The following is a 24,355-nucleotide window of genomic DNA, read 5'->3' on the forward strand; positions in this document are numbered from 1 at the left end:
AGGTGCTTATCCTATCGGGAAGCCGAGCTTGCTTCCTTGCGTGACACGGATCGAATGTCTGAAGCATTTTCCACCTCGGATGAGCGTTGCAGCCGCTCTACCTTGCCGTTCAAAAGGGTATAGGTGTTATCGGCGGCGTTGATCAGCGCAGGCTGATGAGATACGGCCACCACAGTAAGATCCTGCGCGAGCTTCTGCAGGGTTTGGCAAACCAGCCGCTCACTTTCGGGATCTAGTGCGCTGGTCGGTTCATCAAGCAGCAGGAAAACCGGTTGATGGGCGAGCGCCCTGGCAATTGCGATACGCTGACGCTGCCCGCCAGAGAGAAGCCCGCCGCGTTCGCCGACTATCGTATTCAGACCTTCCGGAAGCGCGCTGACAAAATCCCACGCGCCTGCCTGGCGCAGCGCTCTTTCTGCATCTGCTTCGACGAGATCGGGCGCGCCTACGATTATATTGCTGAGGATGGTATCGTGAAGCAGGATATTCTCCTGGGACACGTAACCGATCATGCGCCGCCAACCCCGCGGGTTGATTTCACGCAGCGGTATGCCATCTATGAGAATTTCCCCTGATTTGGGCTCAGCCAGTCCGCATAGCAGGTCCAGCATAGTACTTTTGCCGACCCCTGATGGCCCCGCAATCGTGGTAAACGATTTGACGGAAATATCGAGATTGAGGCCAGCTAATATTGGCTTGGCGCCATAATCGAAATCGATGTTGCGCAAGCTGATACCCGTTTGAAACGTAGGCTCCCGCGTGCCGGTGGTTCTTTCCGCAGCACCGCGGGCCTCTTCAATCGCCGTGCGCAAGGCCCAGTAAGCGCTCTCCTGCGCCGCGAGATTCTGATATTTCCGCTGAGTCTTATTGAGCAAGCTCAGGAGACGGGTGAGCAGGAAGACCATGACCATCACCTCAGCCAGCGAAAGGTCCAATAGCACCAGAGCCAGATACAGGCCGATTGCGATAATGGTGGCAAGCAAGGGCTCCTGCAAGGCCATTAAAGCTTCGCGCGCCATGATTTCACGCCGCGTAGCTTTTTCCAGTTGCCGGGTTTGATCTCGCAGAATGGCATCCGCGACATTGTCCCGCGCCATTGCTTTCAGCGATTTTACGGAGCCCAGCACATCGGAGAGGTACGTCAGCAGGAGCCGCAGCAGTTGCGTCTGCTTCGTTCCCGCCCGGCGCGTGGCCCGGATCAGCTTGTGCAGCAACCGCAGCATCACGAAGCCGACGAGAAAGGAGGCAAGCGTAGCCTGCCATGAAACGAACATGGCAACGATCCCATAAACCATGACCTGTATCGCCAGCGCGAGCACGGTAACGCTATGCTCAAACCCATTGGCTGCACGTAATGCCTCGGTAGCGACCGAGTTTGCCAGAGAGCCCATGGGTTGACGGAGATAATACTGCCACCGGCTGGCGAGCAGTGCGTCGATCAATTCGAGGCGAAGCGCGGTTGCCACACGCGCAACGGTATAGCCTACCTGTCTGTTGGCCAGCAGCAATATAAGGCTCTTGACGATCATGCCGCCAACGATGATCAGCAACATCACGCCGATACTCGGTTCAATGCCCACACTGCGGAGCCCTCCCACGATACGCCGTCCAACTTCGGAATTGGCGGTGTCGCCCACTGCGGTCGAAAGCAGCGGGAGAAGGGCTGTCAGGCTAAGCCCTTCGGCAACGCCAGCCGCAAGCAGCGCGATCAGGACATATGCCGTACGCCGGGGGAAGAGCATGCAATAGGTAAAAAGAGTTCGCATAACTTAGATTTGCAGTCTACTGATTAGCATACTCACATCCACGGGAACCCGGAATCCGCAAAGCCCCAAAGATCCCGGTTCTTGATCAGCATTACGCCGTGGACAGCGCCGTGATCCGTAACAAGAGCTGGTCTCTCCTGCCGCAAGGTCAAGGAATGCTCGGCACTGAGGGGTTGGTTGTTCAACGTCTTTGCTGAAATAAATAACGGCGGGGAGGGCGGCGGGAGCGCGAGACGCTGAAGCGCTACATCTGCCTCTGCCGCAATATTGTCTGTAAATTAAATTGATGCCGGCTAGCCTGGAAATATGACCGATACTCTTCAGTTTGTGGATGTTTCGATGAAATATGGGCAGGGTTTCTGCAAGGTATTTGTCGATGTAATCAGAGGGGGCAGGATAACAGAATGCAGCGAACTTTAAACCGCCGATGTTCTGTCAGACAGCCTCGTTCCCATCGTTTTCCTGATTCAGGCGATTTTATCACTTTGCGCGACGTAAATTAGCACCAGGACGATAGAAACGACAAACCGGAAAGCGGATTGCTGACCATTCCAGTCTGGCGACTGCCACATGCAGAACCATTCCGCGCCGATGACCATAAAGCCGAAAAACCATAATCCAAATCCGCAGGACAATCCGGCGATAGACAACGATTTTGCCTTGCTGAATGCCGCCTCATCGCTTTTTATATGGCGAAGCAAGCGCAGTGCGCCTGAGAGGCACAGTATGGCAGTGACGAACTGGCTGAATATTATAAATGCATATGCTGCGTGGTGGAGAAGAGGTTCGGTGATGGCACGGTGCTTTAGAGCATTCCCGGGATAAACAGTGTCCATTGTCAGTACGTGCTGAACAAACAGGAAATTAGACTGATAATCTACGACATTGTTAAAAGCTACTACCAAGACCAGGCAACCGATGCCGAAGACCATGAAAATCTTGCTTGCCCGAATTGCCAGCGGTTTTTCCATTTTTGAGCTTCTCTTGCTTCCCTTCGCCCGAAACCATGACTGCATGAAGAAAAAGGGGAGAATCTGCTTGCATCACGATGGGGTGGCATTGCCCTTCGCTTAATCGGTTTTTTTTACGCCATGCATGTTGAGCGCCGCCAAAGCAATCTGCAAACCGATAACCGCGAAGGCCTGGGCAAACCATCCCCAGACTATCCATAAGCCGTTGCTGAGGAGAGAAAGCAGAAACCCGGCATGACGCTTGTTCTTGGACCGGGAAGTCAGCAGCCATACCGCAAGTATGTTGACTACCATAGCCGGCCATTGTAGCAGGGAAAAATAGTCCATATTATTCATCTCTAGGAAAGTATTTGCGAAATGACCAGGAATTCCCGCGCCATCATCGACGAAAAATTACATGAAACCAAAACGTGTAATACCCTGATCCGCGTACGGAAATGAGCAATGTCTCATCCACTAGCTGATCGTTCCGTACGACAGAACACACACGGGAGGGAATTTCACTTTGGTACGCCATCGCACAGATAAGCGGGGGATTCGCAGGGCATGATGATTTTGCGGGATGCCGCAAGGGGCTTACGGTTCAAGTTCCTGAGGAAGGATTAGCTGCACGGTTCGGTTCGTGCCGGTAACCTCGTCTGCAACAGTTCTTGCAACGTTATCCTTACTGAAAGTAAATCATGACCACTTCAACTTCAAGCAGCAGATCATTATGGAAAGGCGCTATAAGCTTTGGTTTGGTGCACATACCCGTGGCGCTTCATTCCGCGACTTCCGAGCAGGGATTGAATTTCGACTGGCTCGATAAGCGCAGCATGGATCCGGTCGGGTACAAGCGCATCAACAAGAAGACCGGGAAAGAAATCGACAAGGAAAACATCGTCAAGGGAATCGAATATGAAGATGGCCAATATGTTGTTCTGAGCCAGGAGGAAATCTCCGCTGCTTATCCCAAAACCACGCAAACGATCGAAATTGAAATGTTTGTGCCCGCCACAGATATTCCATTCGTTTACCTTGAGCGGCCATACTATGTTGTCCCTATCAACAAGGGAGGCAAAGTCTATGCGCTTCTGCGCGAGGCTCTCCTCAAAACCCGGCGCGTTGGTATTGCCCGAGTAGTGATTCAGACCAAGCAGCACTTGGCGGTTCTCGTGCCGTCAGGACCGGCCCTTGTGCTGAATCTGTTGCGATGGGGCGATGAGATACGCAGTTGGGAGAAATTGAGCTTTCCGCCCGAGGGAACCGAGGAGGCCGGCATTACTGAAAAAGAGTTGAAAATGGCCGAGCAACTGGTGATGGACATGAGCGGAAAATGGAATCCGGAAGAATTCCGCGATTCGTTCAAGGAAGAAATCATGAAACTGGTACTTGAAAAGGTCGAAACTGGCGATATACAAACCGTGGCTCAACCGGAAGAAGCCGAAACCGGTCGTAGCAGCGCGCAGATTCTCGACCTTACCGAATTGCTCCAGCGCAGCCTGAAGAAGAGCGGGGATAAGGAGGATAACGAGAAGTCCAGCGGCAGAAAGTCAGTAAAGGCTGGCGCAGACACGGAGTCGCCTCCTACGAGAGGGGCCCATAAGCGTCGGGCGGTGTGATGTGGCAAAAGCCGATTTACTCAAGGCCTACCGGGCCAAGCGCAATTTTTCCATAACATCCGAACCCTCGGGCGCCGGTAGCAGCAAGAAGACAAACGAAAAGGCTTTGTCATTTGTTGTCCAGAAGCACTGGGCCACCCGTTTGCATTACGACTTCAGGCTAGAACTCGACGGAACCATGAAGAGCTGGGCCGTGCCGAAAGGACCGAGCTTCGATCCAAATGACAAGCGCATGGCGGTTCATGTTGAAGACCATCCCATTTCCTACAACAGTTTTGAAGGCGAGATCCCGGCCGGACAGTATGGCGCGGGCAAGGTAATCATCTGGGACAGGGGAACCTGGATTCCTCTCGAGGACCCTCGCAAGGGTTATCGCGACGGCAAGCTGAAGTTTGAACTGCGCGGCCATAAGCTGAAAGGCGACTGGGCATTGGTCCGCATGAGAACCAGGGAAGAAGAAAAGCAGGAGGCGTGGTTACTTATCAAAGAAAAAGATGAGCATGTTCGTTCTTCAAGCGAATACAGCGTAGTGGATGAAATGCCGGAGAGCGTTGCAACGCTTGAGCCGCCGGAGAGACAGAAATCCCCTGAATTGGGCAGCACCGGGCCGGCCACGGCGAGGCCGGCACCCAGGAAAAAGAAAACGGCTTTGCCGGAAAACGCAGTTGAAGCCGATCTTCCTCATGCGCTGCGGCCTCAGCTTGCTACCCTCGTAGATGGACCTCCCAATGATTCGGCGGGCTGGATTTACGAAATCAAATTCGACGGCTATCGAATGTTGACAAGGGTAGACAGTGGAGCAATCCGCCTTTTTACGCGCAATGGGCACGACTGGTCGCACAAACTGCCTCATCTCGTAGAGGCAGTCAAACAGATGAAGTTGAAGCCGGGATGGCTCGATGGCGAAATCGTGGTGTTGAATGAAAAAGGCATACCAGATTTTCAGGCTTTGCAAAACGCCTTCGATAGCGACCGGACTCAAGACATAATCTATTACCTGTTTGACGTACTGTTCTATGATGGGTATGACTTCAGAAGCACCCCCCTTATCGAGCGCAGGCGTTTGCTGCAAGCAATTTTCGAGACACCGCAGCCGGAGCAGATACGCATCAGCGATATCTTTGACGTGCCGCCGGGTGACATTATTGAATCGGCATGCCGCCTGGGACTGGAAGGCGTTATCGGCAAGCGCAAAACCTCGGTTTATGTTGCGCGCCGCTCTTCGGAGTGGATAAAGCTGAAATGCAAGCAACGCCAGGAATTCGTAATTGGCGGCTATACGGACCCCAAGGGCTCCCGGACAGGAATAGGTTCACTTCTGCTGGGCGTTTATGATGAGGATAAAAACCTTCAATATGCTGGAAATGTAGGCGCCGGATTCAGCGATAAGACCCTTCGCGAGCTTAAAGCGAAGCTTGACAAGGTTGCTGCTGCCCGCTGTCCCTTCGTTAAAGAGAGTGGTATCGACAAGAAGGCTCATTGGGTGGAGCCGGTACTGGTGGCTGAAGTTTCTTTTGGTGAATGGACGCGGGACGATCACATCCGCCATTCGGTTTTTCACGGCTTGCGATCGGATAAGAAAGCGGAATCTATTATTCGGGAGAAACCGGTGCATATTTCTGCGGAAAAAGCGGCGAGAACGGTATCCATTTCATCGTCAGTGAAAGTAACAAATCCTGACCGCGTGATTGATGCGTCCACTGGATTCAAGAAAATCGACCTCATACGCTACTACTCGCTGATTGCACCGCTAATGCTGGAGCATCTTGAAGGAAGGCCAGTATCACTTGTGCGCGCACCGGATGGTATCTCAGGTCAACTGTTTTTCCAGAAGCATTGGGAAAAAGAGAATATGCCGGCGGTGAACCAGCTTGACCCGGTGCTCGACCCCGAGCATGAGCCACTGCTTGAAATTGCCACTGCTGAGGGCCTGGTGTCCGCCGCTCAAATGAATGTGATCGAGTTTCACACATGGAATGCCACAAAAAACGCCATCGGCAAGCCCGACAGAATGACGTTCGATCTGGACCCTGGCGAAGGAGTGAACTGGCCTCTCATCCAGCAGTCCGCCCAGCTTGTTTGCGTATTTCTCAAGGAACTGGGGTTGAAGTCTTTTCTGAAAACCAGTGGAGGCAAGGGCTTGCACGTTGTTGTGCCGATCAGGAGGCTGCGTGACTGGGATACTGTAAAAGGCTTCTCTCAGGCCATTGTTCAACACCTGGCTGAAACCATTCCTGAACGTTTCGTTGCGAAAAGCGGACCGCGTAATCGCGTCGGAAAAATTTTCATTGATTATCTCCGCAATGGCTTTGGTGCCACTACTGTATCGGCCTGGTCGGTGCGGGCCCGGCCCGGCCTGGGCGTTTCAGTGCCCCTGGCATGGGAAGAACTGGATTCGATTGGCAGCGCCGCGCGCTGGTCAGCCTTGAATATCCATGAGCGTCTGGATAAGGGCAACGATCCCTGGTCGGATTATGAAGCGACGAAGCAATCGATAGTTCCAGCGATGAAAACGTTAGGATTCAAGCCTGACAATGCGCAGGGAAGATGAATGGAGCCGGCCTTGTCGACTTGGTCTGGACTACGGTTTCACGCCGATAATGACGCTCGGACGAGCCTAAGTTGAACATTGACCCTAAATTGAACCTGGCGCTATTCCTGTTCCCCAACCCGAACTACGATGGGTAGATATGAGTAAAATATACGCGGTGTAAAATACGCGATAGGCAATCTCATCCATGAAAAGCGAGCGCGCTGGACACCTGGTGTTAGTTCAGTTTGTCGGCTTTAACAACTTCCTTTGGCAAAAGCAGTTCTCCCGGGTGTCGCGCGATCTGGGGAGGTACGGTCATCAAATAGCAGTTATTGGCGCATTGCTCAAGTTTCCATATCTTTCCATCCATTCCCTCCGGTACGGGATATGAGAAGTACGTGTTCTCTGTCGTGTTCGTCAGTGCAATGGCTCCTTGCGGATCAATGAGGCGCGCGCCCGTATTTTTCCAGTATCCTCCTATTACTCCGGTGTTTTTGGGAACATAGAAGTAGGCAGCATAACTATCCGCAAACGGCGAGGGTTTCGTCAGTTCCTGGCTAACGTGCGTCATGGAAAATTGAGGCTCCCAATCAATGGTGAATCCTGCCTTGTCCTTTACGTCAACGCGGTACAGCTTCCCTGGCGTCAGGCTCACCTTATAGCTTCTGGCTACCTTGTCCGGAGGGAGAACAGCTTCCGCGACCGCCACGCCGGTAGCAGCATCGACGAAAGTCAGTTTGGTATTGGTCTTAACTGGATACTCTATGCCTGTCCTGCATGTGAACGTGAAATCCGATTGCCCCTGTTTCATGAGCAGATACCACTGATGATCGCCGGAAAGATTAATGCCGTCTGTCCTCGGGCGAGAGTCGGTATCAAAAGCCGCTGGCTTGATCAGATCAAGCGAGAATTTTACGGGCGTAAATATCGATTCCGGATTGCTCGCAGTATAGGCTTGACCTTGGGTTGATTCCGCGCTGGCCACCGGCACTACGGACATTCCGTTCGTAAAGGATATATCAGTAAAAGACATTTGAGCAAACAAGGACATTCCGGCAATCGAAGCTGCAAAATCGGCTTTCATTTGTTCTCCTCCTTGTGACTGACGTTGGAATTATCGGCGATTAAATAACGAATAAATGGCCAAACAGCGGCCATTGGACCAGTTCGTCTGCTACGCGTTATTGTCCGGATGCTATGGGGAGGAAAGGACGTCTTTTTATTTCACAGACGTGCTGAAACTCATCGGCTATTGAGGTGCTTCTCCGACGAATGTCACGAATGGGAAGCCCGGCTGAACGATGCGGGCCTTAACCATATATCAGCCATTTACAATGGTGCCACCATTCGGATGAAGCACTTGCCCCGCGATATACGAGGAGTCCCGAGACGCAAGAAAAACATAGCAGGGCGCAACCTCGTCAGGTTGCCCCGGCCGTTTCATCGGGACGTCTTTTCCGAAACTCCCCACCTTCTCCGGCGAAAAAGTGGAGGGTATCAAAGGCGTCCATATCGGCCCCGGCGCAACAGCGTTAACGCGTATTCCCTGCTCGATCAACTGTAGCGACAAGGATCGCGTAAAGGACACGATCGCACCTTTGGTGGCGGAATAATCGAGCAGATGCGGGCTTCCCTTATAGGCGGTTACAGAGGTCGTGTTGATTATGCACGCTCCTTTTTTCAGATGGGGAAGCGCAGCCTTCACCATATGGAACATCGAAAATATATTTGTGCGGAAGGTTCTTTCAAGCTGCGCATTATCGATATCAAGAATGTTTTCCCGAACGTGCTGTTCCGCAGCGTTGTTCACCACGATATCGATTCGGCCAAAAGCAGAAACCGCCTTTGCTGCGACTTCTGCACAGAATTTTTCATCTCCTACGTCTCCAGCAATCAGAAGGCACTTTCTTCCACATTGTTCGACTTCACTTTTAGTAGCATCTGCATCACCATGCTCGTTGAGATAAGCGATGACGATGTCCGCTCCCTCTTTGGCGAAAGCAACCGCCACGGCCCGGCCGATACCGCTATCGCCGCCCGTGATAATCGCTACCCTGGATTTTAGTTTCCCACTGCCTTTATATTCTTCTGCAGTCGAGTCAGGCTTGGGCTCCATCTCCGTTTCCAACCCGGGTTGCCGCGTTTGATGCTGTTCAGGAATTTCTGTGGTTTCCATCACGAATGCCTCTGGTTGATGTTAAACATGCCGCTAATGCGCCTTTGATTGTGGAATTATCAGGAAGACGCACTGTAAGGAACGTACTCTGGCTTGCGAAGATCAATGCTGACGGGTGCTGAAGCGCTCCTGCCGCCTGATCGGGACCGCCTGTTTGAAATCAGAATATGTTGCTAACATATAATGATTGTAGCGGCTCGATCCGTGCGTTTACACACATAAGAGAGAAACTGGGCGGGGCAAGCCGCCCTCAAGGGGTCGGGCAGATCAGCCCGGCCGATCAAAATACTTAATGTTTCTTGGGTCCATCTTTCTTTTTTGATCCCTGCGAATGCTGCGGCAGAGGCTGCTTCGTTGAGGCAATGAGCGCCTTGCAATCGTTATCCTCCCCGGGGCCAGTCTCAATCAGGGGTATCAGCGCAGCGACCGGCGTGGCGAAAATGCCCAGCACGACCGCAGCGCCGACGCGTATAGCCAGCATTTTGTCCGGATATACCGTTGGCTCCTTGAAAGTGCCGCCAATATGGACGGGTGTACGAAGGCTCACGATACTGAAGTCTTTGGGCTGCGGGGAAACTTTCATCTCGATGGTTTCATCAACCAGACTTATCTGACCTTCGCCGATAATGTTTGTATCTGCTGTATCGATGATGAAGGTTTCGGTGGTCATTATGCCTTTCTTGATGCCGAAATCGACGACCCCACAACGGACCTTGACGTTTTTGTCCCCGGTCACCAGGAACTTCATGATTTCGCCTCCGTCAAGTCCTACGACCTCTAGCATCAGATTACTGATTTGACCGCCAGACATGATCAATCCCAAGCGGCCGTCAGCGGAACCCAGAAGCGATCCCACCGATTTTCCATGACTCTTTATCTTTGCTGTGCCACCGATTACACCGGTACTGCCGTGGGTGAGCTCGACCTTGGGGAAAAGCTTCGGCAATTGCATCCTCTTGAAATCGACCTTGGCTTCCCCGGAAGGGGTTTCCTCGCGCGCATTTATCGTGACGTTGGCAATGATATTACCGCCTGCCACCGAGAAATTAGCTGGATCAATGGCCAGCAAGCCATTGTCTATTTTTAAGTGAGTGACCAGGTGTTCGACGGGCAGATCCTTGTTGCGTATCGACTCGCCCGTAAACTTGATATCCGCGTCCATCGCCTGCAACCGGTCCACTTTGAACTCCTGATCGGGTAGGATGCGATCTTTCTGCGCCTCGATCGACGCCTTCTTTTTCTCCTTCTCCGCAGGCGTATCCTGCGGTTGCGGCGCCTTTCTGGCGCCGATAAAACCCTGCAAGTCATTCAGGTCGAGAACCTTGGAGACCACGTCCCCACGCAAGATCGGGCGTTCGCCTCCCGTATCAAAAAGCAGATCGCCGCCGAGATCGCTTTTGCCCACCTGCCCCGAAAATCCTTTCATCGACCATTCGGTCTTCTGGTGCTCAACCCTTCCTGATATCTGATATGGCGGTGAGGGGAAAAATACGATTCCCGTTATCGGGTAGAGCGCAGACAAATCTTCACCCTGCACGTTCAGCTTCAAGTCCATTTTGGCTAATTTTTCCAGGCCGGTAATGGTGCCATCAACCTCGGCATGGGTTGTTCCTACGTCGGCGCTCGCCTTGATGGGATAGGGAAGTGTCTTGTCCGCGAGAGACATTATTTTGCCACCCTGGGCTTGGGCTTTGAACTTCAGGCCCGTAAACTTGCCTTCTGCCTTTACATCAAGCGGCATTTCCCGTGCATCGGCCGCGGGATCCGTAAATATGCGCGCTATAACATCAGTTTCGGTCTTGGGGTCGCGATAGGTGAGCTGCCCCTCCTCCAGGGTGAGCTTGCCGATTTCTGGCAATTCCGCTTCCTTTTCCTCCTCTTTTTTCAAATCCCAGTTACGCTTCCCGTCGGCACTTTTTTCGAGGATGATCTTCGACCGGGCTACGGATACTTCAGGCAATACCACGTCTCCCAGGAGCAGATCCCAAAGGCTGATCCTGAACGCGACCTTATCGACATCGAGCATGGGCTGTTCGGTTCCCCATTCGGCGTTGGCGAGCGAGATTCCTTCCGCGCTGATCAATGGGTTGAGCGATAACCTGACATCCAGGTCTCGAATCACGAATTCGCGCCCGGTCTTTTCGGTGACCTGGCGTTCCACGTATGGCTTTATCATATTCCAGTCGAACCAGACAATGAATATCGTGACAAGCAGCACAAATACGATGCTTGAGATAGACAAGATTCTTTTTGTGCGACGTCTCATGGGTGAAAGGATTTCCAGTTCGAAACTTGAAATGAAAAATTACTTCGAATGAGTTTTGGAGCTAAATTTGGTAGTTGGACGGGTGAAGTGTTCAATCCGCCCCGTAGCGAACTCACCAAAAAGGAAGGCCAAGGGATACAAAAAGTCTTGGTGGATCACACGCTAAGTTGAAAAACAAGCGGTCAACTGCCGGATTTACGTTGAATAATACTTTCGCTGATGGAGCTGTTCAGTACGTCATCGCACATTGGAACGTGAATAAGGTGCGACTGGAACAGCAGGGAAGGGGAGTGCTTCAGGGGATGAAGGTCGATTGCCGAGGTGAAACTTGAAATGAATGGTCAAATCCAGTCCGGCGGCCGCGTCGAGTTAAACCGGATAAACGTCGCATGAAGGCGCGGCTCGTATCCTAGTACTTCCGCACGTCGCGAAACAAACGGTCAAATTCCTTCTTGACAACATCATAACACTCGCAAACGTGCGCTTTCAGTCCGATCTGGTCTAGTACTGTAATGTGGCCGCGGCGGTAGCGAATGATTCCAGCTTGTTGCAATTTTCCGGCAGCCTCCGTTATGCCTTCGCGGCGCACGCCAAGCATGCTGGCAATCAACTCCTGTGTCATCACCAGTTCCTCCGAATTCAACCGGTCGAGTGTAAGCAACAGCCACCGGCACAGTTGCTGTTCGATCGTATGATGTCTGTTGCATACCGCGGTCTGGGAAATCTGCGTAATAAGCGCCTGGGTGTAACGCAACAACAGGCGCTATACTGGCCCGCCCTGATTAAACTCTTGCAGCAGAAGCGCGGCCTTCATTCGATAACCGTAGCCTGCGGTTTGCACTGTCGCCCAACTCGGCGTGCTTTCGCCTCCCATGAACAATGAAATTCCGAGCATGCCTTCATTGCCTACGCCCGCAATTTCGGATGAGGCGCCGTTTTCGAGGATGTAATGGAGGGAAATAATGGTGGAAGTTGGAAAATAGACATAGGGAAGGCGTCCGCCAGACTCGCAAAGAACGTCACCGAGAGGCATATGCATCAGTTCCAGGTGCGGTTTTAAACGTTCAAGTTCAATCGCCGGCAGCGCGGCGAGGAGATGGTTCTGATCGGGCTGATGTGGGGGAGAACTTAGCATCCGTTACAGAGGTCTGTAAAAAGTAAGCGCAGCCAGGCGCAATGAAATGAAACCTGAAGATCCAAGTGACTCTTGTTTCCTTCCACCCCCGCGTTTCCATCCAAACTTATGATAGCATTTATCTTGAGAGGCAATTCTGTCAAGTGGAGCTTTTTGCCGAGTATTCCATTTTACGTGCGGGCATTTGGTGCGCTAGCGTACATACCACTGATGAGCCGGGTTTTAACATGCAATAATGGTATATTTGCCGGACAAAATCACAATCGCACGCTAAGTGCTCGCGCGCCAGCATAACTCAAGAATCGCCCACGCCGACATCTCATAAAGTAGGCCATGCGAAGATACATTGGCATGAAATCTGGGGACGTTTCATGCACATCAGATAACAGGTGCCAGAAGGCGCTATTACGGTAAGTCGCTCGTAGCGCGGAAGCGTGTGCTTGAGAAGGAGCTTCGATATCCGCAGACCTTCTTCCTTTTTCTGTTAAACCATTTATCTTTCTGCATTATGCTGAAAGCTGTGCAGGAGGAGGGGTTTACGATTATCGCGAAATCGAGATGAGACTACTACATGTGAAGCCTCATGCCCATCAAAGAAGACCAGTATTTTGATTGCACTGCCTGATGGGTGTGTCCGGGAGAATATCCAGATTGAAAGCTAGAGGCACAACCGTTTCCGAGCTTTTGCTTCCCTTTACGGCCCGGCTCAGGAAAATCAGAAAGCCGCCAACTCCGATTAGTGAAGAACTGCCGTTGCGCTCTGAACTATTCAGCGCCGATCAGATGGAGTTGTACGGGGGAATTCTTGCGGCGTCTCACGAGGTGTCCTCAACCCGGGGTACGGATCAGCTCCTGGCACGGCTGGACGATAACGAAAAAACATTATTCGATATCGCCAATGTGCTGACCGAAGCAGTCACGGCGGACCAACTCCTGACCCCGGCGGGTGAATGGCTTTATGACAATTTCTATTTGATAGAAGAGCAAATCCGCACCGCCCGGCGTCATCTTCCCAAAAGCTATAGCAGAGAACTGCCTCTCCTTGCAAACGGAACCTCCGCAAATCTTCCGCGCGTCTATGACATTGCGCTGCAGGCGATTTCGCATGGCGACGGAAGGGTCGATACGGAGAGTCTCATGCGTTTTGTTGCCGCGTATCAGGCGGTAGCCAACCTGCAGCTGGGCGAGTTATGGGCGATTCCGATTATGCTGCGCCTGGCATTGATCGAAAATCTCCGTCGTGTCGGGGTACATGTCGCAGCCGGCAGAATAGACCGGAATCTTGCCGCTGCCTGGGCGGACGAGATTACGAGTGTTGCCGAAAAAGATCCCAAGAGTCTGGTTCTAGTCATTGCTGACATGGCGCGGTCGGACCCGCCGATGACAACACCTTTCATTTCCGAACTCGCACGCCGACTGCAGGGACAGGGCCCCTGGCTAGCACTGCCATTGACCTGGATCGAGCAGAGGCTGGCAGAGTCGAACCAGACCATCGATCAGATGGTACAGCTGGGAAACCAGCAACAGGCGGCAGATCAGGTTTCCGTATCCAACAGTATCAATAGCCTGCGCAAGCTCGGCGGCATTGACTGGCGCGAATTTGTCGAAACGACAAGTCTTGTCGAGCAAACATTGCGAGAGGACCCGGACGGGGTCTATGGCAGGATGGATTTTGCCAGCCGGGACCGTTACCGGCATGCGGTGGAACGGCTGGCCAAGGCAAGTCCGATGTCGGAAGTGGAGGTGGCGCGGCTGGCGCTACGGCTGGCGCGTCAAGCAGAGCCGAATGGGAATGACACCGTCAGCAAGCATGTCGGTTTTTACCTGATTGACCAAGGCGTGACGGAGCTCGAGGAGGCCGCGCAGGTGGGCGTCTCATTGCGGGAGAAGTTTTGGCGGGCGGGACGCCAGTATCCGCTTTTTTGCTATCTCGGCGCGATCGCATTGATTACGCTGAGTCTGACCGGCCTCCTGGTGTTAGAGGCCTATTCGGACGGTGCAAGTGGTTGGTTGTTAGGGGCAGTGGGCATATTGTCACTGTTTGCAATGAGTCAACTTGCCATTACGCTGGTCAATTGGGTGACCCCTTTTCTGGTGCGGCCTCACTCGCTGCCGCGAATGGATTTTTCCGCTGGCATACCTTCGACGTTCCAGACGTTGGTAGTGGTTCCGACGATGCTGACGAACGAGGCGGAGGCCTTGAACCTCATTGAAGCACTTGAAGTCCGGTTTTTAGCCAATCGCGACGACAGTCTTGATTTCGGTTTATTGACTGATTTCAGGGACGCGGATCAGGAAACGCTGCCCGAGGACGAACCCTTGCTGAAGCTCGCTCAAGCCGGCATTGAAGAGCTGAATAGGAAATATGCCGCTGCAACCCGCAATGACGGAGCTGGCGGGCCGGAACATGCGGTAATCCCCAAGAACGGGCCATTTTTTCTTTTTCACCGCCCGCGCCGATGGAATGGACAGGAGCGCCTCTGGATGGGTCATGAGCGCAAACGGGGAAAGCTTGCCGATTTAAACTCACTTCTACGGGGGGGCGGGGGTGACGCATTTTCCCTGATCGTGGGTAATACAGCTTTGCTGTCCAGTGTGAAGTATGTCATCACGCTCGACACCGACACCCAATTGCCGCGCGAGACTGCACATCAATTCGTAGGTGCGATGGCTCATCCCTTGAATCGCCCGAGGCTCGGCAGGGTTCGCGCAGATGGAGACGCCGAGGTGGTGACCAAAGGCTATGGAATTTTGCAGCCCAGGGTCGCGGTGAGCCTGTCGAGCACGAACCGGTCAAGATTTGCATGGCTTTTTGGCGGCGAGGCCGGGATTGATCCGTACACCCGGATTGTCTCGGACGTTTATCAGGATCTGTTTTATGAGGGCTCGTTTGTCGGAAAGGGCATTTACGACGTCGATGCGTTCGAACAAGCCGTTTGCCGCCGCTTCCCGGAAAATCGGATTCTGAGCCACGACCTTCTGGAAGGTTGCTATGCCCGGGCAGGTCTATTAAGCGACGTGCAACTGTATGAGGGATTCCCGTCCCGCTACAGCGCAGACGTCGCTCGCCGCCACCGATGGATCCGGGGAGATTGGCAACTCGCGAGCTGGTTGTTATGGCGCGTACCGGGAGCTCTGGAAAGCTATCATCCGAACCCGCTATCGGCATTGTCGAGATGGAAACTGCTGGACAATCTCCGGCGCAGCCTTGTGCCGGTTGCGATGATGCTGCTCCTGTTACTGGGATGGCTGGCTTTGGCCCATGCATGGTTCTGGACACTGGTCGTGATAGCCGCACTCGTTATTCCCGTCGGGGTAAATGTCATCTCCGATCTGTTGAAGAAGCCACGCGAAGTTGCGTGGCGACCGCACATTACCACCACCACGCGCGGCGCTGGCCGGTATTTCGCGCAGATATTGTTCACGCTGGCCTGCCTCCCATATGAGGCTTATTTCAGCCTTGATGCGATAGTGCGCACTCATGTACGGCTTTTCGTAACACATCGCGGGCTTCTCGAATGGAGCCCTTCTCACTATGCAGAGGGCGAGTCCGGACCTGCAGTTGTGGAAGGATATAGGGGCCTTGGTTCCTCCTTCCGGTCAATGTGGATAGCACCCGTAAGCGTCGCGCTCGCAACGGCCGGGATGGTAAGCACCGCACCCTATTCGCTGATAGCCGCCTTGCCCGTACTACTGTTGTGGGCGGGGTCTCCAGTCATCGCATGGTGGGCAAGCGTGCCGTTTCCTCCGCGCAGTTCGGAGCTGACCATTGGGCAGATACACTTCCTGCGTCAGGTTGCGCGCAGGACTTGGTTTTTCTTCGAGACATATGTCGGCCCGGAAGATCATTGGCTGCCGCCCGATAACTTTCAGGAGCATCCGGTCCCAACTGTTGCACACCGAACCTCGCCGACCAATATGGGACTGGGACTGCTTGCCAATGTTGCCGCCTACGACTTCGGCTATATCGGTGTGGGCCAGCTCATCGAGCGCACGGAAAAAATGCTGCAGTCGATGGAAACGCTGGAACGGCATGCCGGGCATTTTTACAATTGGTATGATACTCAAACAAAAACGCCATTGACGCGCTATGTTTCCACCGTGGATAGCGGTAATCTTGGCGGTCACCTCCTGACGCTGCGCGCAGCTCTGTTGGAGATATCGGACGCGCCTGTTATCAGCGAACAATTATTTCTGGCGCTGGCCGATACTTTGCGGATTCTGGAAAAAAGCGCTGGAACTACCACTCCCAATTCTTCTCTGGCGCAACTTGGAATGGCGCTTGCCGTTGCGGCAGATACCACCCCAATAACAGTCGCGAGCGCGAGAACCGATCTCGAATGGCTGGCTGGCTGTTCCAAAGAAATTGTGCGCGAGATTGTCGAAGAGCCGGCTTCCCAGTCCTCCGCCTCAAAGGACGCGCAGGAATGGGCAAAAACATTGAACAAGCAATGTGAAGAGGCGCTCGCCGAACTGAACAGCCTCGCCCCCCAATCCCGGTCGACAGCTTTGGCAGACGAAACGGGGAAAACCGGCATTATTGCAATCCCTTCCCTCCGCCAACTTGCCGATGAGGGTAGCGGGGTAGCCGGAGAGTGGCTGGCTACCCTCGAACGACTGGCGCTTCAGGCTGCGGAAATGGCGCAGATGGAATACGGCTTCCTGTTCAGCCATGCGCAGCGGCAATTGGCAATCGGATACAACGCGGGTGAGCATCGGCTGGACGGCAGCTACTACGACCTGCTCGCATCCGAGGCGAGACTCTGCAATTTTGTCGCGATTGCGCAAGGACAATTGCCCCAGGAAAGTTGGTTTGCTCTCGGACGCATCCTTACCACCTACGGCGGGGAAGCTACGCTGCTGTCCTGGAGCGGTTCGATGTTCGAGTATCTCATGCCGCTGCTGGTAATGCCGACCTTCGATAACACGCTCCTCGACCAGACGTGCAAGGGGGCGGTAAGACGGCAAATCGCCTATGGCGAGGAACGCGGTGTCCCCTGGGGGGTTTCAGAGTCCGGCTACAACGCTGTCGACGCTCAATTCAACTACCAGTATCGCGCGTTCGGCGTTCCCGGTCTGGGACTCAAGCGAGGACTGGGGGAAGACCTGGTCATCGCACCCTATGCCTCCGTGCTGGCGCTCATGGTTGAGCCCGAGGCCGCGTGCCGCAACCTTCAGCAAATGGCAGCCGAAGATATGGCCGGCAAGTACGGTTTTTACGAAGCTGCGGATTATACGCCCTCGCGGCTCCGGCGAGGTGAATCACGCGCTATTGTGCGATCGTACATGGCCCATCATCAAGGCATGAGCCTGCTTTCGCTGGCGTACCTGTTGCTCGATCGTCCAATGCAACGCCGATTCGAGTCCGAGCCCCTGTTTCAGGCAACCATGCTGCTGCTTCAGGAACGCGTTCCGAAGGCTACCGTTTTCCGCTCGCAAGCCGCCGAACTCCCGGATGTGCGGGTGATCAAGGAGCTTCCGGACATGCCGATGCGGGTGCTCTCGAGTGCGAATACACCGATTCCCGAGGTACAGCTTCTGTCAAACGGCCGGTATCACGTAATGGTAACCAATAGCGGAGGGGGAAGCAGTCGCTGGAAGGACCTCGCCGTGACCCGTTGGCGGGAAGACAGTACGTGCGATTACTGGGGCAGTTTCTGTTATCTGCGCGACGTGGCAAGTGGAGAATTCTGGTCGAACACGTACCAGCCCACACTAAAAGAGCCCAAGCGTTATGGCGTTGTCTTTTCAGAAGGACGAGTCGAATTTCGCAGGCGGGATCTTGATTTTGATACCCATACCGAGATTACGGTATCGCCCGAAGATGACATCGAGTTACGCCGGATCCGTATCACCAACCGTGCATGGACAACCCGGACAATCGAAATCACTTCGTATGCCGAGATTGTGCTCGCACCCCCGGCGGCAGATGCACAGGCGCCCGCTTTCGGAAACCTTTTTGTGCAGACGGAAATCCTGCCCGACCGTCATGCGATCCTGTGCAGCAGGCGGCCGCGCTCGCAGAGCGATGCGGTGCCTTGGATGTTTCACCTGATGATGGCGCACGGCGTTGCCACGGACACGGTCTCCTACGAGACCGACCGCATGGCTTTCATCGGGCGGGGAAATGATGTGTCCGCGCCACAGGCAATGATGGATGCGGCACCGCTTTCCGGCGGCGCGGGATCGGTTCTCGACCCGATAGTAGCGATCCGGAAATGCGTAACCATCGAACCGGGAGAGTCCGCGACGATAGATATCGTTACCGGGGCAGGAGATTCGCGTCACGCAGCCATGCATCTGGTTGATAAGTACCAGGATCAGCACTTGACGAATCGTGTCTTTGATCTCGCATGGACTCATAGTCTCGTTGTGCTGCATCAGCTCAACGCGACTGAAACTGATGCGCAATTGTTCGGCCGGCTGGCTGGCTCGGTGCTGTACGCGAATTCCTATTTGCGTGCGGACGATTCCATACTCGTCAAGAACCAGCGTGGGCAGTCCGGCCTGTGGGGGTACGCCATCTCCGGTGACCTGCCAATTGTGCTGTTGCAGATCAGCAACGTCGCCAATATCAATCTGGTGCGGCAGTTGGTGCAGGCCCATTCCTACTGGCGCGTGAAGGGATTGGCGGTCGATCTGGTAATCTGGAATGAGGACCACTCCAGTTATCGGCAACTGCTGCACGAGCACATCATGGGTTTGATCGCGGGCAGTGCGGAGGCACATGTGCTTGATCGTCCCGGTGGCATTTTTATCCGGCGCGCAGAGCAGATTGCTCCGGAAGACCGGATTCTGATGCAAACCGTTGCGCGCGTGATCATACTCGACAGCAACGGGAATCTGGTGGAACAGCTGGCGCGGCGCCTTCCCGTAGAGTTGCCGCGTCCCCAAGCCATGCTGACGCCGATCCGGGCTCTGGAACCTTATGAGCCTGTCACGTTGCCCCGCCGCGAACTGCTCTTCGACAACGGGCTTGGCGGATTCACCCCTGATGCGCGCGAGTATGTCATAACGACGGGGCAGAATCAGGCAACGCCCGTGCCTTGGTCGAACATCCTGGCAAACCCTGAATTCGGGACTATTATCTCGGAGAGCGGCCAAGCTTACACCTGGTATGAAAACGCCCACGAGTATCGGTTGACGCCGTGGGATAACGATCCTGTTTGCGACTCGAGTGGCGAGGCTTATTACTTGCGGGATGAAGAAACCGGTGATTTCTGGTCCCCGACGCCTCTGCCAAAGCCGGGAGCGGCGCCATATGTTACCCGGCATGGATTTGGTTACAGTATTTTTGAACACACCGAGAGCGGCATTCATTCAGAACTCGAGGTCTATGTCGCCCTGGACGCTCCCGTGAAGTTTGCGGTACTGAAAGTGCGTAACGAATCCGGACGACCCCGGAAGCTTTCGGCAACAGGTTGTATGGAATGGGTACTGGGTGACCTGCCGGCGAAGAGCAGAATGCATGTCGTAACGGAGATAGAACCCGAAAGCGGAATTCTGTTTGCGCACAATCCTTATAACAACGAGTTTTCCAGCCGTGTTGCTTTTTTTGATGTAGACGATGAAACGCGCAGTATCACAGGAGACCGAACCGAATTTATCGGCCGCAATGGCAGATTGAAGAATCCTGCCGCGATGGCTGCGAAGGATCTCTCGGGCCAAGTGGGTGCGGGGCTTGATCCCTGTGGGGCTATCCGTGTTCCGTTCGAGTTGCTGGAGGGGGAAATGCGGCAGGTCACGTTTCGCCTGGGCGCCGGGCTTCATGCTGATGACGCCCTCCAGATCGCTCGGCGCTTCCGCGGAGCCGGGGTCGCGCATGAGGCACTGCAAAAAGTGCGCAACTACTGGCTCCGGACGCTCGGCACTGTACAGGTCGAAACGCCGGATCCATCCGTAAACGTAATGGTCAACGGCTGGCTGTTATATCAGGTGATGGCATGCCGTTTGTGGGGGCGGAGCGGCTATTATCAATCAGGGGGAGCTTTCGGATTCCGCGATCAGCTGCAGGATGTGATGTCGCTGGTTCACGCCGAACCCGCTCTTGTCCGCGAGCATCTGCTCCGGGCGGCGGCGCGCCAGTTCATCGAAGGAGATGTCCAGCATTGGTGGCATCCACCGGGCGGCCGCGGCGTCCGTACGCGCTGCTCCGATGATTATCTGTGGTTGCCTCTGGTAGCCTGCCGGTACGTTGTTACCACCGGCGACATCGGCGTGCTGGATGAACACGTTTCATTTCTGGAAGGACGGCAGGTGTCCCCCGATGAGGAGTCATACTACGATCTGCCAGTCCGTTCTGAACAGGCCGCGACCTTTTATCAGCATTGCGTACGTGCCATCGAGCATGGCCTGCGATTCGGCGAACACGGTCTTCCGTTGATGGGCACCGGCGACTGGAACGACGGAATGAACCTCGTGGGTTTTCACGGACGTGGCGAGAGCGTCTGGCTGGCCTTCTTCCTGTATGACATCCTTATCCAGTTTTCGGAACTTTCCGAACGGTATGGGGATATGGCGTTTGCCGGTCGTTGCAAAAAGGAAGCCGATCTTCTACGCCAGAATATCGAACAGCATGGCTGGGATGGAAAATGGTATCTCCGCGCCTACTTTGATGACGGTACTCCTCTTGGTTCCCACAGTAATCCTGAATGCCGGACCGACTCAATTGCGCAGAGCTGGTCGGTCTTGTCCGGCGGAGGCTCGGGGGGGCGTCAACGGCAGGCGATGGAAGCCGTAAATAAGCATCTGGTCCGTCGGGACGCGCGTCTCATTCAACTTCTTGATCCCCCTTTTGATCAGTCTCACTTGAACCCGGGTTATATAAAAGGTTATGTGCCGGGCGTACGCGAGAACGGGGGGCAATACACACATGCCGCGATCTGGGCGACCATGGCTTTCGCGGTGCTGAAAGATCATGAGCGTGCCTGGGAACTGCTGGAGATGATCAACCCGGTAAACCACGGGAAATCACCGGAGATGGTATCTGTCTACAAGGCGGAACCCTATGTGGTTGCCGCCGATGTTTATGCGGTTCCCCCGCATACGGGCCGCGGCGGATGGTCGTGGTATACGGGTTCCGCGAGTTGGCTGTACCGTTTGATGCTGGAGACGCTGCTCGGTCTTACACTGGAGGGGAACCGGCTGTGCTTTAACCCTTGCCTGCCTGCGAAATGGGATACATTCACGGTGAAATACCGTTATGTGGAAACGATCTATGACATTACGGTGACACAGACGGTTAGCGCTATGGGTAACGAGAGCCTCACAATCGATGGCGTTGGCCAGCCCGACCTGGCTATTGTTCTTGTCGACGACCGGTCGCCGCATACAGTCAAAGTCCAGCTGGGCCGTTCTCCCGCCTGAGTGCATTTGCGGTTGTAAGGGCAGCAGTTGTTGCTACTCGAAGAAGGCCGCGAGGATTGCTTATCGGGTTGTATTAATGAGACCGGGCTGGCGTGACGCCAGAATTCTGCAGGCGTCGAGCGCAGCTTGAGTCAAGGCTGCAAGACCAGCAGCCTCCATGAATGAGAATGCCTCTATGCCATTCAAGCCAAAGGAGCAGGTGAACTGCTTAACGGCATGCTGGACCTGATGGCGGGATGAGCGGAATGAGCCGGGCGAATGCCCGGCATCAGGGTTTGGGCGATCCGGGCCGAAAGGCTCTGGGTATACCGCTGAAGCAAGTAGCGCAACGGGCTGCCGAGTTCGAACTCTCTCCGCAGATTGGCAGCCTTGAGGCGATAACCGAAACCGGCATTCTGAACCACTGCCCGGGTTGGAGTGATTTTTCGCCCCATAAGCATGGAAATGCCGAATACACCTTCATTGCCGATAGCGGCAATCTTGATAGGCTCTCCCTTATCGGTAAGGGTGATCAGGGAAATGATACTGGTAGTGGGAAAATAAACAAGATCCAATTCACCACCATTTTCGTAAACGGCCCATCCTTTGGCCAGGGATACAAGTTCAAGGCAGGATTGCAGCCGCTCGTAATCTTTTTCGGGAAGAGCAGCCAAAAACAGGTTTTGCTTGGGGGTATGAAGCCCGGGGGTAAGAATATATGACATTTACATTCCTCGTTATTTGCTGGTCTCGATAATCATGGGCTGCTGCCAGGTGCAAAAATAGTAATGGTTCGTATTCCAGTACGGCGGGGCATAATGTTTACAATTGGAGACGCACGACACGGTTTGACTTTACATCAAAATCAGAAAGCCGTATGTGCGGTGACCGACAGACGGAGGGGACGAAAAGGAGGTACAAAGGTTCTGGAAGAGGTAACGAAGCCGCGCGAGTGGAGGGGATTGCTGCACGAGCGTCACCGCGAGAGCATAACGAGTATACAGAGTGTTTTCCTGTTATGAAAGCGTCCGGTTCGTATACAGATTAAGCAGCGAGTTGCGGAATATAAATAGAAAACGATGTTAATTTTATATGGAGGATTGTAATGGCCAGGAATGCCCGGGAAACCAAAGAGAAGCTCGTCAACGACTTTCAGTCGGTTATCGCCGATACCGAAGAATTGATGAAATTTGTAAGCAATGAAAGCGGCGGAAAGGCTCAGGCCCTGCGCGACAAGCTCGACCGCAATTTGAAGCTCGCCAAGGATTATTTGCATGATGTGGAAGGCTCCGTCGTAGATAAATCCAGAGTGGCGGCCAGGGTAACAGATGAATATGTGCATGAAAACGCGTGGCGTACCGTAGGGCTAGCCATTGGGGTTGGTATTCTGATCGGGTTTCTGATACGGGACCGCGATTGATTCCCGCTCGTGAGCAAAACGTCATGAGGATGAGCGGGCAGCGGAGCGAAGCGGATTCTATTGTCGGGCCCGGTTCCATCAAGCCACAACTCGCTGGGAGGAGGTTGATCATGAGAATACGAATTACATTTGCCGCGCTTTCTGTTTTGGTGTTGACCGGGGGAAATGTCTGGGCGGCTCCGGCTTTCAGCAGTTTGTATACGTTCGGAGACAGTCTTTCGGATGCGGGAGACAGCCCTTCCTCAGTGATGAGCATTTACAAGATTCTGAATAACAACTGTGATCCTCTTCATTTCTGCCCGCCCTATGATGATGGCCGCCTCTCCAACGGACCTGTTGCCTCTGAATATCTCGCGGAATCTCTGTTCCCCGGAGGTGTAACTACCACGAATTTCCGCAGTTATGCCGTGGGCGGTGCCACATCCGGGATAGGAAATAGCGGTGATATAGGAGGCAGCGCAACTGATAAAGGGGATTTGGGGCTGCCGGGTATGAAACAAGAGGTGGATCGCTACATCAGTGATTCCGGGGGAAACGCCGATCCCAACGGTTTGTACCTTGTATGGGGGGGGGCAAATGACTATTTAACGCATGATTCTCCCATCTCGGCGGCCCAAAATATTGGGAGCTATGTAAATATGTTGGCGGCGGCAGGTGCAAGGCACATCCTGGTTCCGAATCTCGCGAACCTGGGCCACACCCCGCTCGCCAGAGCGGAGGGTGAGGAAGCTCAAGCTCGAGATTATACGATTGTTTTTAATAACGAGCTGGCCACACAGTTGGGGAATACCAGTTCAAGTTTTCCCACAACAGATATTTTTCGATTCGATACCTATTCTTTCGTAAATAATGTTATTCAGAATCCTGGGGACTATATGTTACCCAATGTAACGGGTCCCTGTATTTCGCTTCCCTTTGATGTTTCGTGCGGCAATCCGGATGGTCATCTTTACTGGGATGACGTTCATCCAACAACTCGGGCTCATGCCATTTTGGGAGGAGCTTTCGCAAGCGCCGTGCCAGAGCCTGGAATTGCAGTTATGTTCATCGGGGGGCTGTTTGTCCTTGGTATGGTTGTATGCAGACGGCGTACCCTGATGTGAATACACGACCGGCTTTGTGCTGATCAATACAACGCGTAA

Annotated in this window: 12 protein-coding genes and 1 pseudogene; 5 read left to right on the plus strand and 8 right to left on the minus strand. The window is 53.9% G+C overall.

The features are described 5' to 3' along the window. Window positions 1-11: 11 nt before the first annotated feature. The 3 genes from BMZ14_RS01745 to BMZ14_RS01755 all read right to left on the minus strand — a co-directional run bounded on the left by BMZ14_RS01745 (window position 12) and on the right by BMZ14_RS01755 (window position 3,073). On the minus strand, window positions 12-1,742 hold the full coding sequence (locus tag BMZ14_RS01745) for an ABC transporter ATP-binding protein (protein WP_371265527.1): 1,731 nt from the start codon (window positions 1,740-1,742) through the stop codon (window positions 12-14). A 491-nt stretch (window positions 1,743-2,233) separates the two neighbouring features. Beyond that, on the minus strand, window positions 2,234-2,737 hold the full coding sequence (locus BMZ14_RS01750) for a DUF2165 family protein (RefSeq protein ID WP_083396577.1): 504 nt from the start codon (window positions 2,735-2,737) through the stop codon (window positions 2,234-2,236). 99 nt (window positions 2,738-2,836) lie between these two features. Beyond that, complete coding sequence (locus BMZ14_RS01755; protein ID WP_256208311.1) at window positions 2,837-3,073, minus strand: hypothetical protein; 237 nt, start codon at window positions 3,071-3,073, stop codon at window positions 2,837-2,839. Window positions 3,074-3,417: 344 nt separating this feature from the next. Here BMZ14_RS01755 and ku point away from each other — a divergent pair, with 344 nt between their 5' ends. After that, window positions 3,418-4,338, plus strand: coding sequence for a non-homologous end joining protein Ku (ku, locus tag BMZ14_RS01760; RefSeq protein ID WP_074793954.1), 921 nt, complete (start codon window positions 3,418-3,420; stop codon window positions 4,336-4,338). Between the two features lies 1 nt (window position 4,339). Then, window positions 4,340-6,889 (plus strand): DNA ligase D, encoded by a 2,550-nt coding sequence (ligD, locus tag BMZ14_RS01765; protein WP_074793956.1) that lies wholly within the window; start codon window positions 4,340-4,342, stop codon window positions 6,887-6,889. Window positions 6,890-7,106: 217 nt separating this feature from the next. Here the strand turns inward: ligD and BMZ14_RS01770 are convergent, their stop codons facing one another. The 4 genes and pseudogenes from BMZ14_RS01770 to BMZ14_RS01785 form a co-directional block, all read right to left on the minus strand. Next, window positions 7,107-7,955 carry a hypothetical protein gene (locus BMZ14_RS01770; RefSeq protein ID WP_074793958.1) on the minus strand — a complete coding sequence of 283 codons (849 nt, stop codon included), beginning with the start codon at window positions 7,953-7,955 and terminating at the stop codon, window positions 7,107-7,109. A 237-nt stretch (window positions 7,956-8,192) separates the two neighbouring features. Then, window positions 8,193-9,047, minus strand: a complete 855-nt coding sequence (locus BMZ14_RS01775) for an SDR family oxidoreductase (RefSeq protein ID WP_074793960.1) — start codon at window positions 9,045-9,047, stop codon at window positions 8,193-8,195. Window positions 9,048-9,336: 289 nt separating this feature from the next. Beyond that, entirely contained in the window at window positions 9,337-11,313 is a 1,977-nt protein-coding gene (locus BMZ14_RS01780; protein WP_074793962.1) for an AsmA family protein, read from the minus strand. 409 nt (window positions 11,314-11,722) lie between these two features. Further along, a pseudogene (locus BMZ14_RS01785) lies at window positions 11,723-12,448 on the minus strand (Crp/Fnr family transcriptional regulator). A gap of 651 nt (window positions 12,449-13,099) precedes the next feature. On the opposite strand from BMZ14_RS01785, the gene BMZ14_RS01790 reads away from it, so the two are divergent. After that, window positions 13,100-21,814: a glycoside hydrolase family 94 protein gene (locus tag BMZ14_RS01790; RefSeq protein WP_256208312.1), complete on the plus strand. Its 8,715-nt coding sequence runs from the start codon at window positions 13,100-13,102 to the stop codon at window positions 21,812-21,814. 182 nt (window positions 21,815-21,996) lie between these two features. Here the strand turns inward: BMZ14_RS01790 and BMZ14_RS01795 are convergent, their stop codons facing one another. Continuing rightward, entirely contained in the window at window positions 21,997-22,518 is a 522-nt protein-coding gene (locus tag BMZ14_RS01795) for a cyclic nucleotide-binding domain-containing protein (RefSeq protein ID WP_256208313.1), read from the minus strand. Window positions 22,519-22,898: 380 nt separating this feature from the next. On the opposite strand from BMZ14_RS01795, the gene BMZ14_RS01800 reads away from it, so the two are divergent. Together BMZ14_RS01800 and BMZ14_RS01805 are read left to right on the plus strand one after the other, a co-directional pair. Continuing rightward, window positions 22,899-23,213, plus strand: a complete 315-nt coding sequence (locus BMZ14_RS01800; RefSeq protein ID WP_074793967.1) for an ElaB/YgaM/YqjD family protein — start codon at window positions 22,899-22,901, stop codon at window positions 23,211-23,213. A gap of 110 nt (window positions 23,214-23,323) precedes the next feature. Beyond that, the gene (locus tag BMZ14_RS01805; RefSeq protein ID WP_177186888.1) at window positions 23,324-24,316 is read left to right on the plus strand and encodes an SGNH/GDSL hydrolase family protein; all 993 of its coding nucleotides are present in this window, start codon (window positions 23,324-23,326) and stop codon (window positions 24,314-24,316) included. The last annotated feature ends 39 nt before the right edge of the window (window positions 24,317-24,355 follow it).

This window comes from Nitrosospira briensis (assembly GCF_900115125.1).
In the GTDB taxonomy this organism is placed as follows: domain Bacteria; phylum Pseudomonadota; class Gammaproteobacteria; order Burkholderiales; family Nitrosomonadaceae; genus Nitrosospira; species Nitrosospira briensis_A.

Coding starts and splice junctions, on each gene's coding strand:
- BMZ14_RS01745 (WP_371265527.1), bottom strand. CDS start 1,742: ATGCTCTTCCCCCGGCGTACGGCATATGTCCTGATCGCGCTGCTTGCG.
- BMZ14_RS01750 (WP_083396577.1), bottom strand. CDS start 2,737: ATGGAAAAACCGCTGGCAATTCGGGCAAGCAAGATTTTCATGGTCTTC.
- BMZ14_RS01755 (WP_256208311.1), bottom strand. CDS start 3,073: ATGAATAATATGGACTATTTTTCCCTGCTACAATGGCCGGCTATGGTA.
- ku (WP_074793954.1), top strand. CDS start 3,418: ATGACCACTTCAACTTCAAGCAGCAGATCATTATGGAAAGGCGCTATA.
- BMZ14_RS01770 (WP_074793958.1), bottom strand. CDS start 7,955: ATGAAAGCCGATTTTGCAGCTTCGATTGCCGGAATGTCCTTGTTTGCT.
- BMZ14_RS01775 (WP_074793960.1), bottom strand. CDS start 9,047: ATGGAAACCACAGAAATTCCTGAACAGCATCAAACGCGGCAACCCGGG.
- BMZ14_RS01780 (WP_074793962.1), bottom strand. CDS start 11,313: ATGAGACGTCGCACAAAAAGAATCTTGTCTATCTCAAGCATCGTATTT.
- BMZ14_RS01795 (WP_256208313.1), bottom strand. CDS start 22,518: ATGTCATATATTCTTACCCCCGGGCTTCATACCCCCAAGCAAAACCTG.
- BMZ14_RS01800 (WP_074793967.1), top strand. CDS start 22,899: ATGGCCAGGAATGCCCGGGAAACCAAAGAGAAGCTCGTCAACGACTTT.
- BMZ14_RS01805 (WP_177186888.1), top strand. CDS start 23,324: ATGAGAATACGAATTACATTTGCCGCGCTTTCTGTTTTGGTGTTGACC.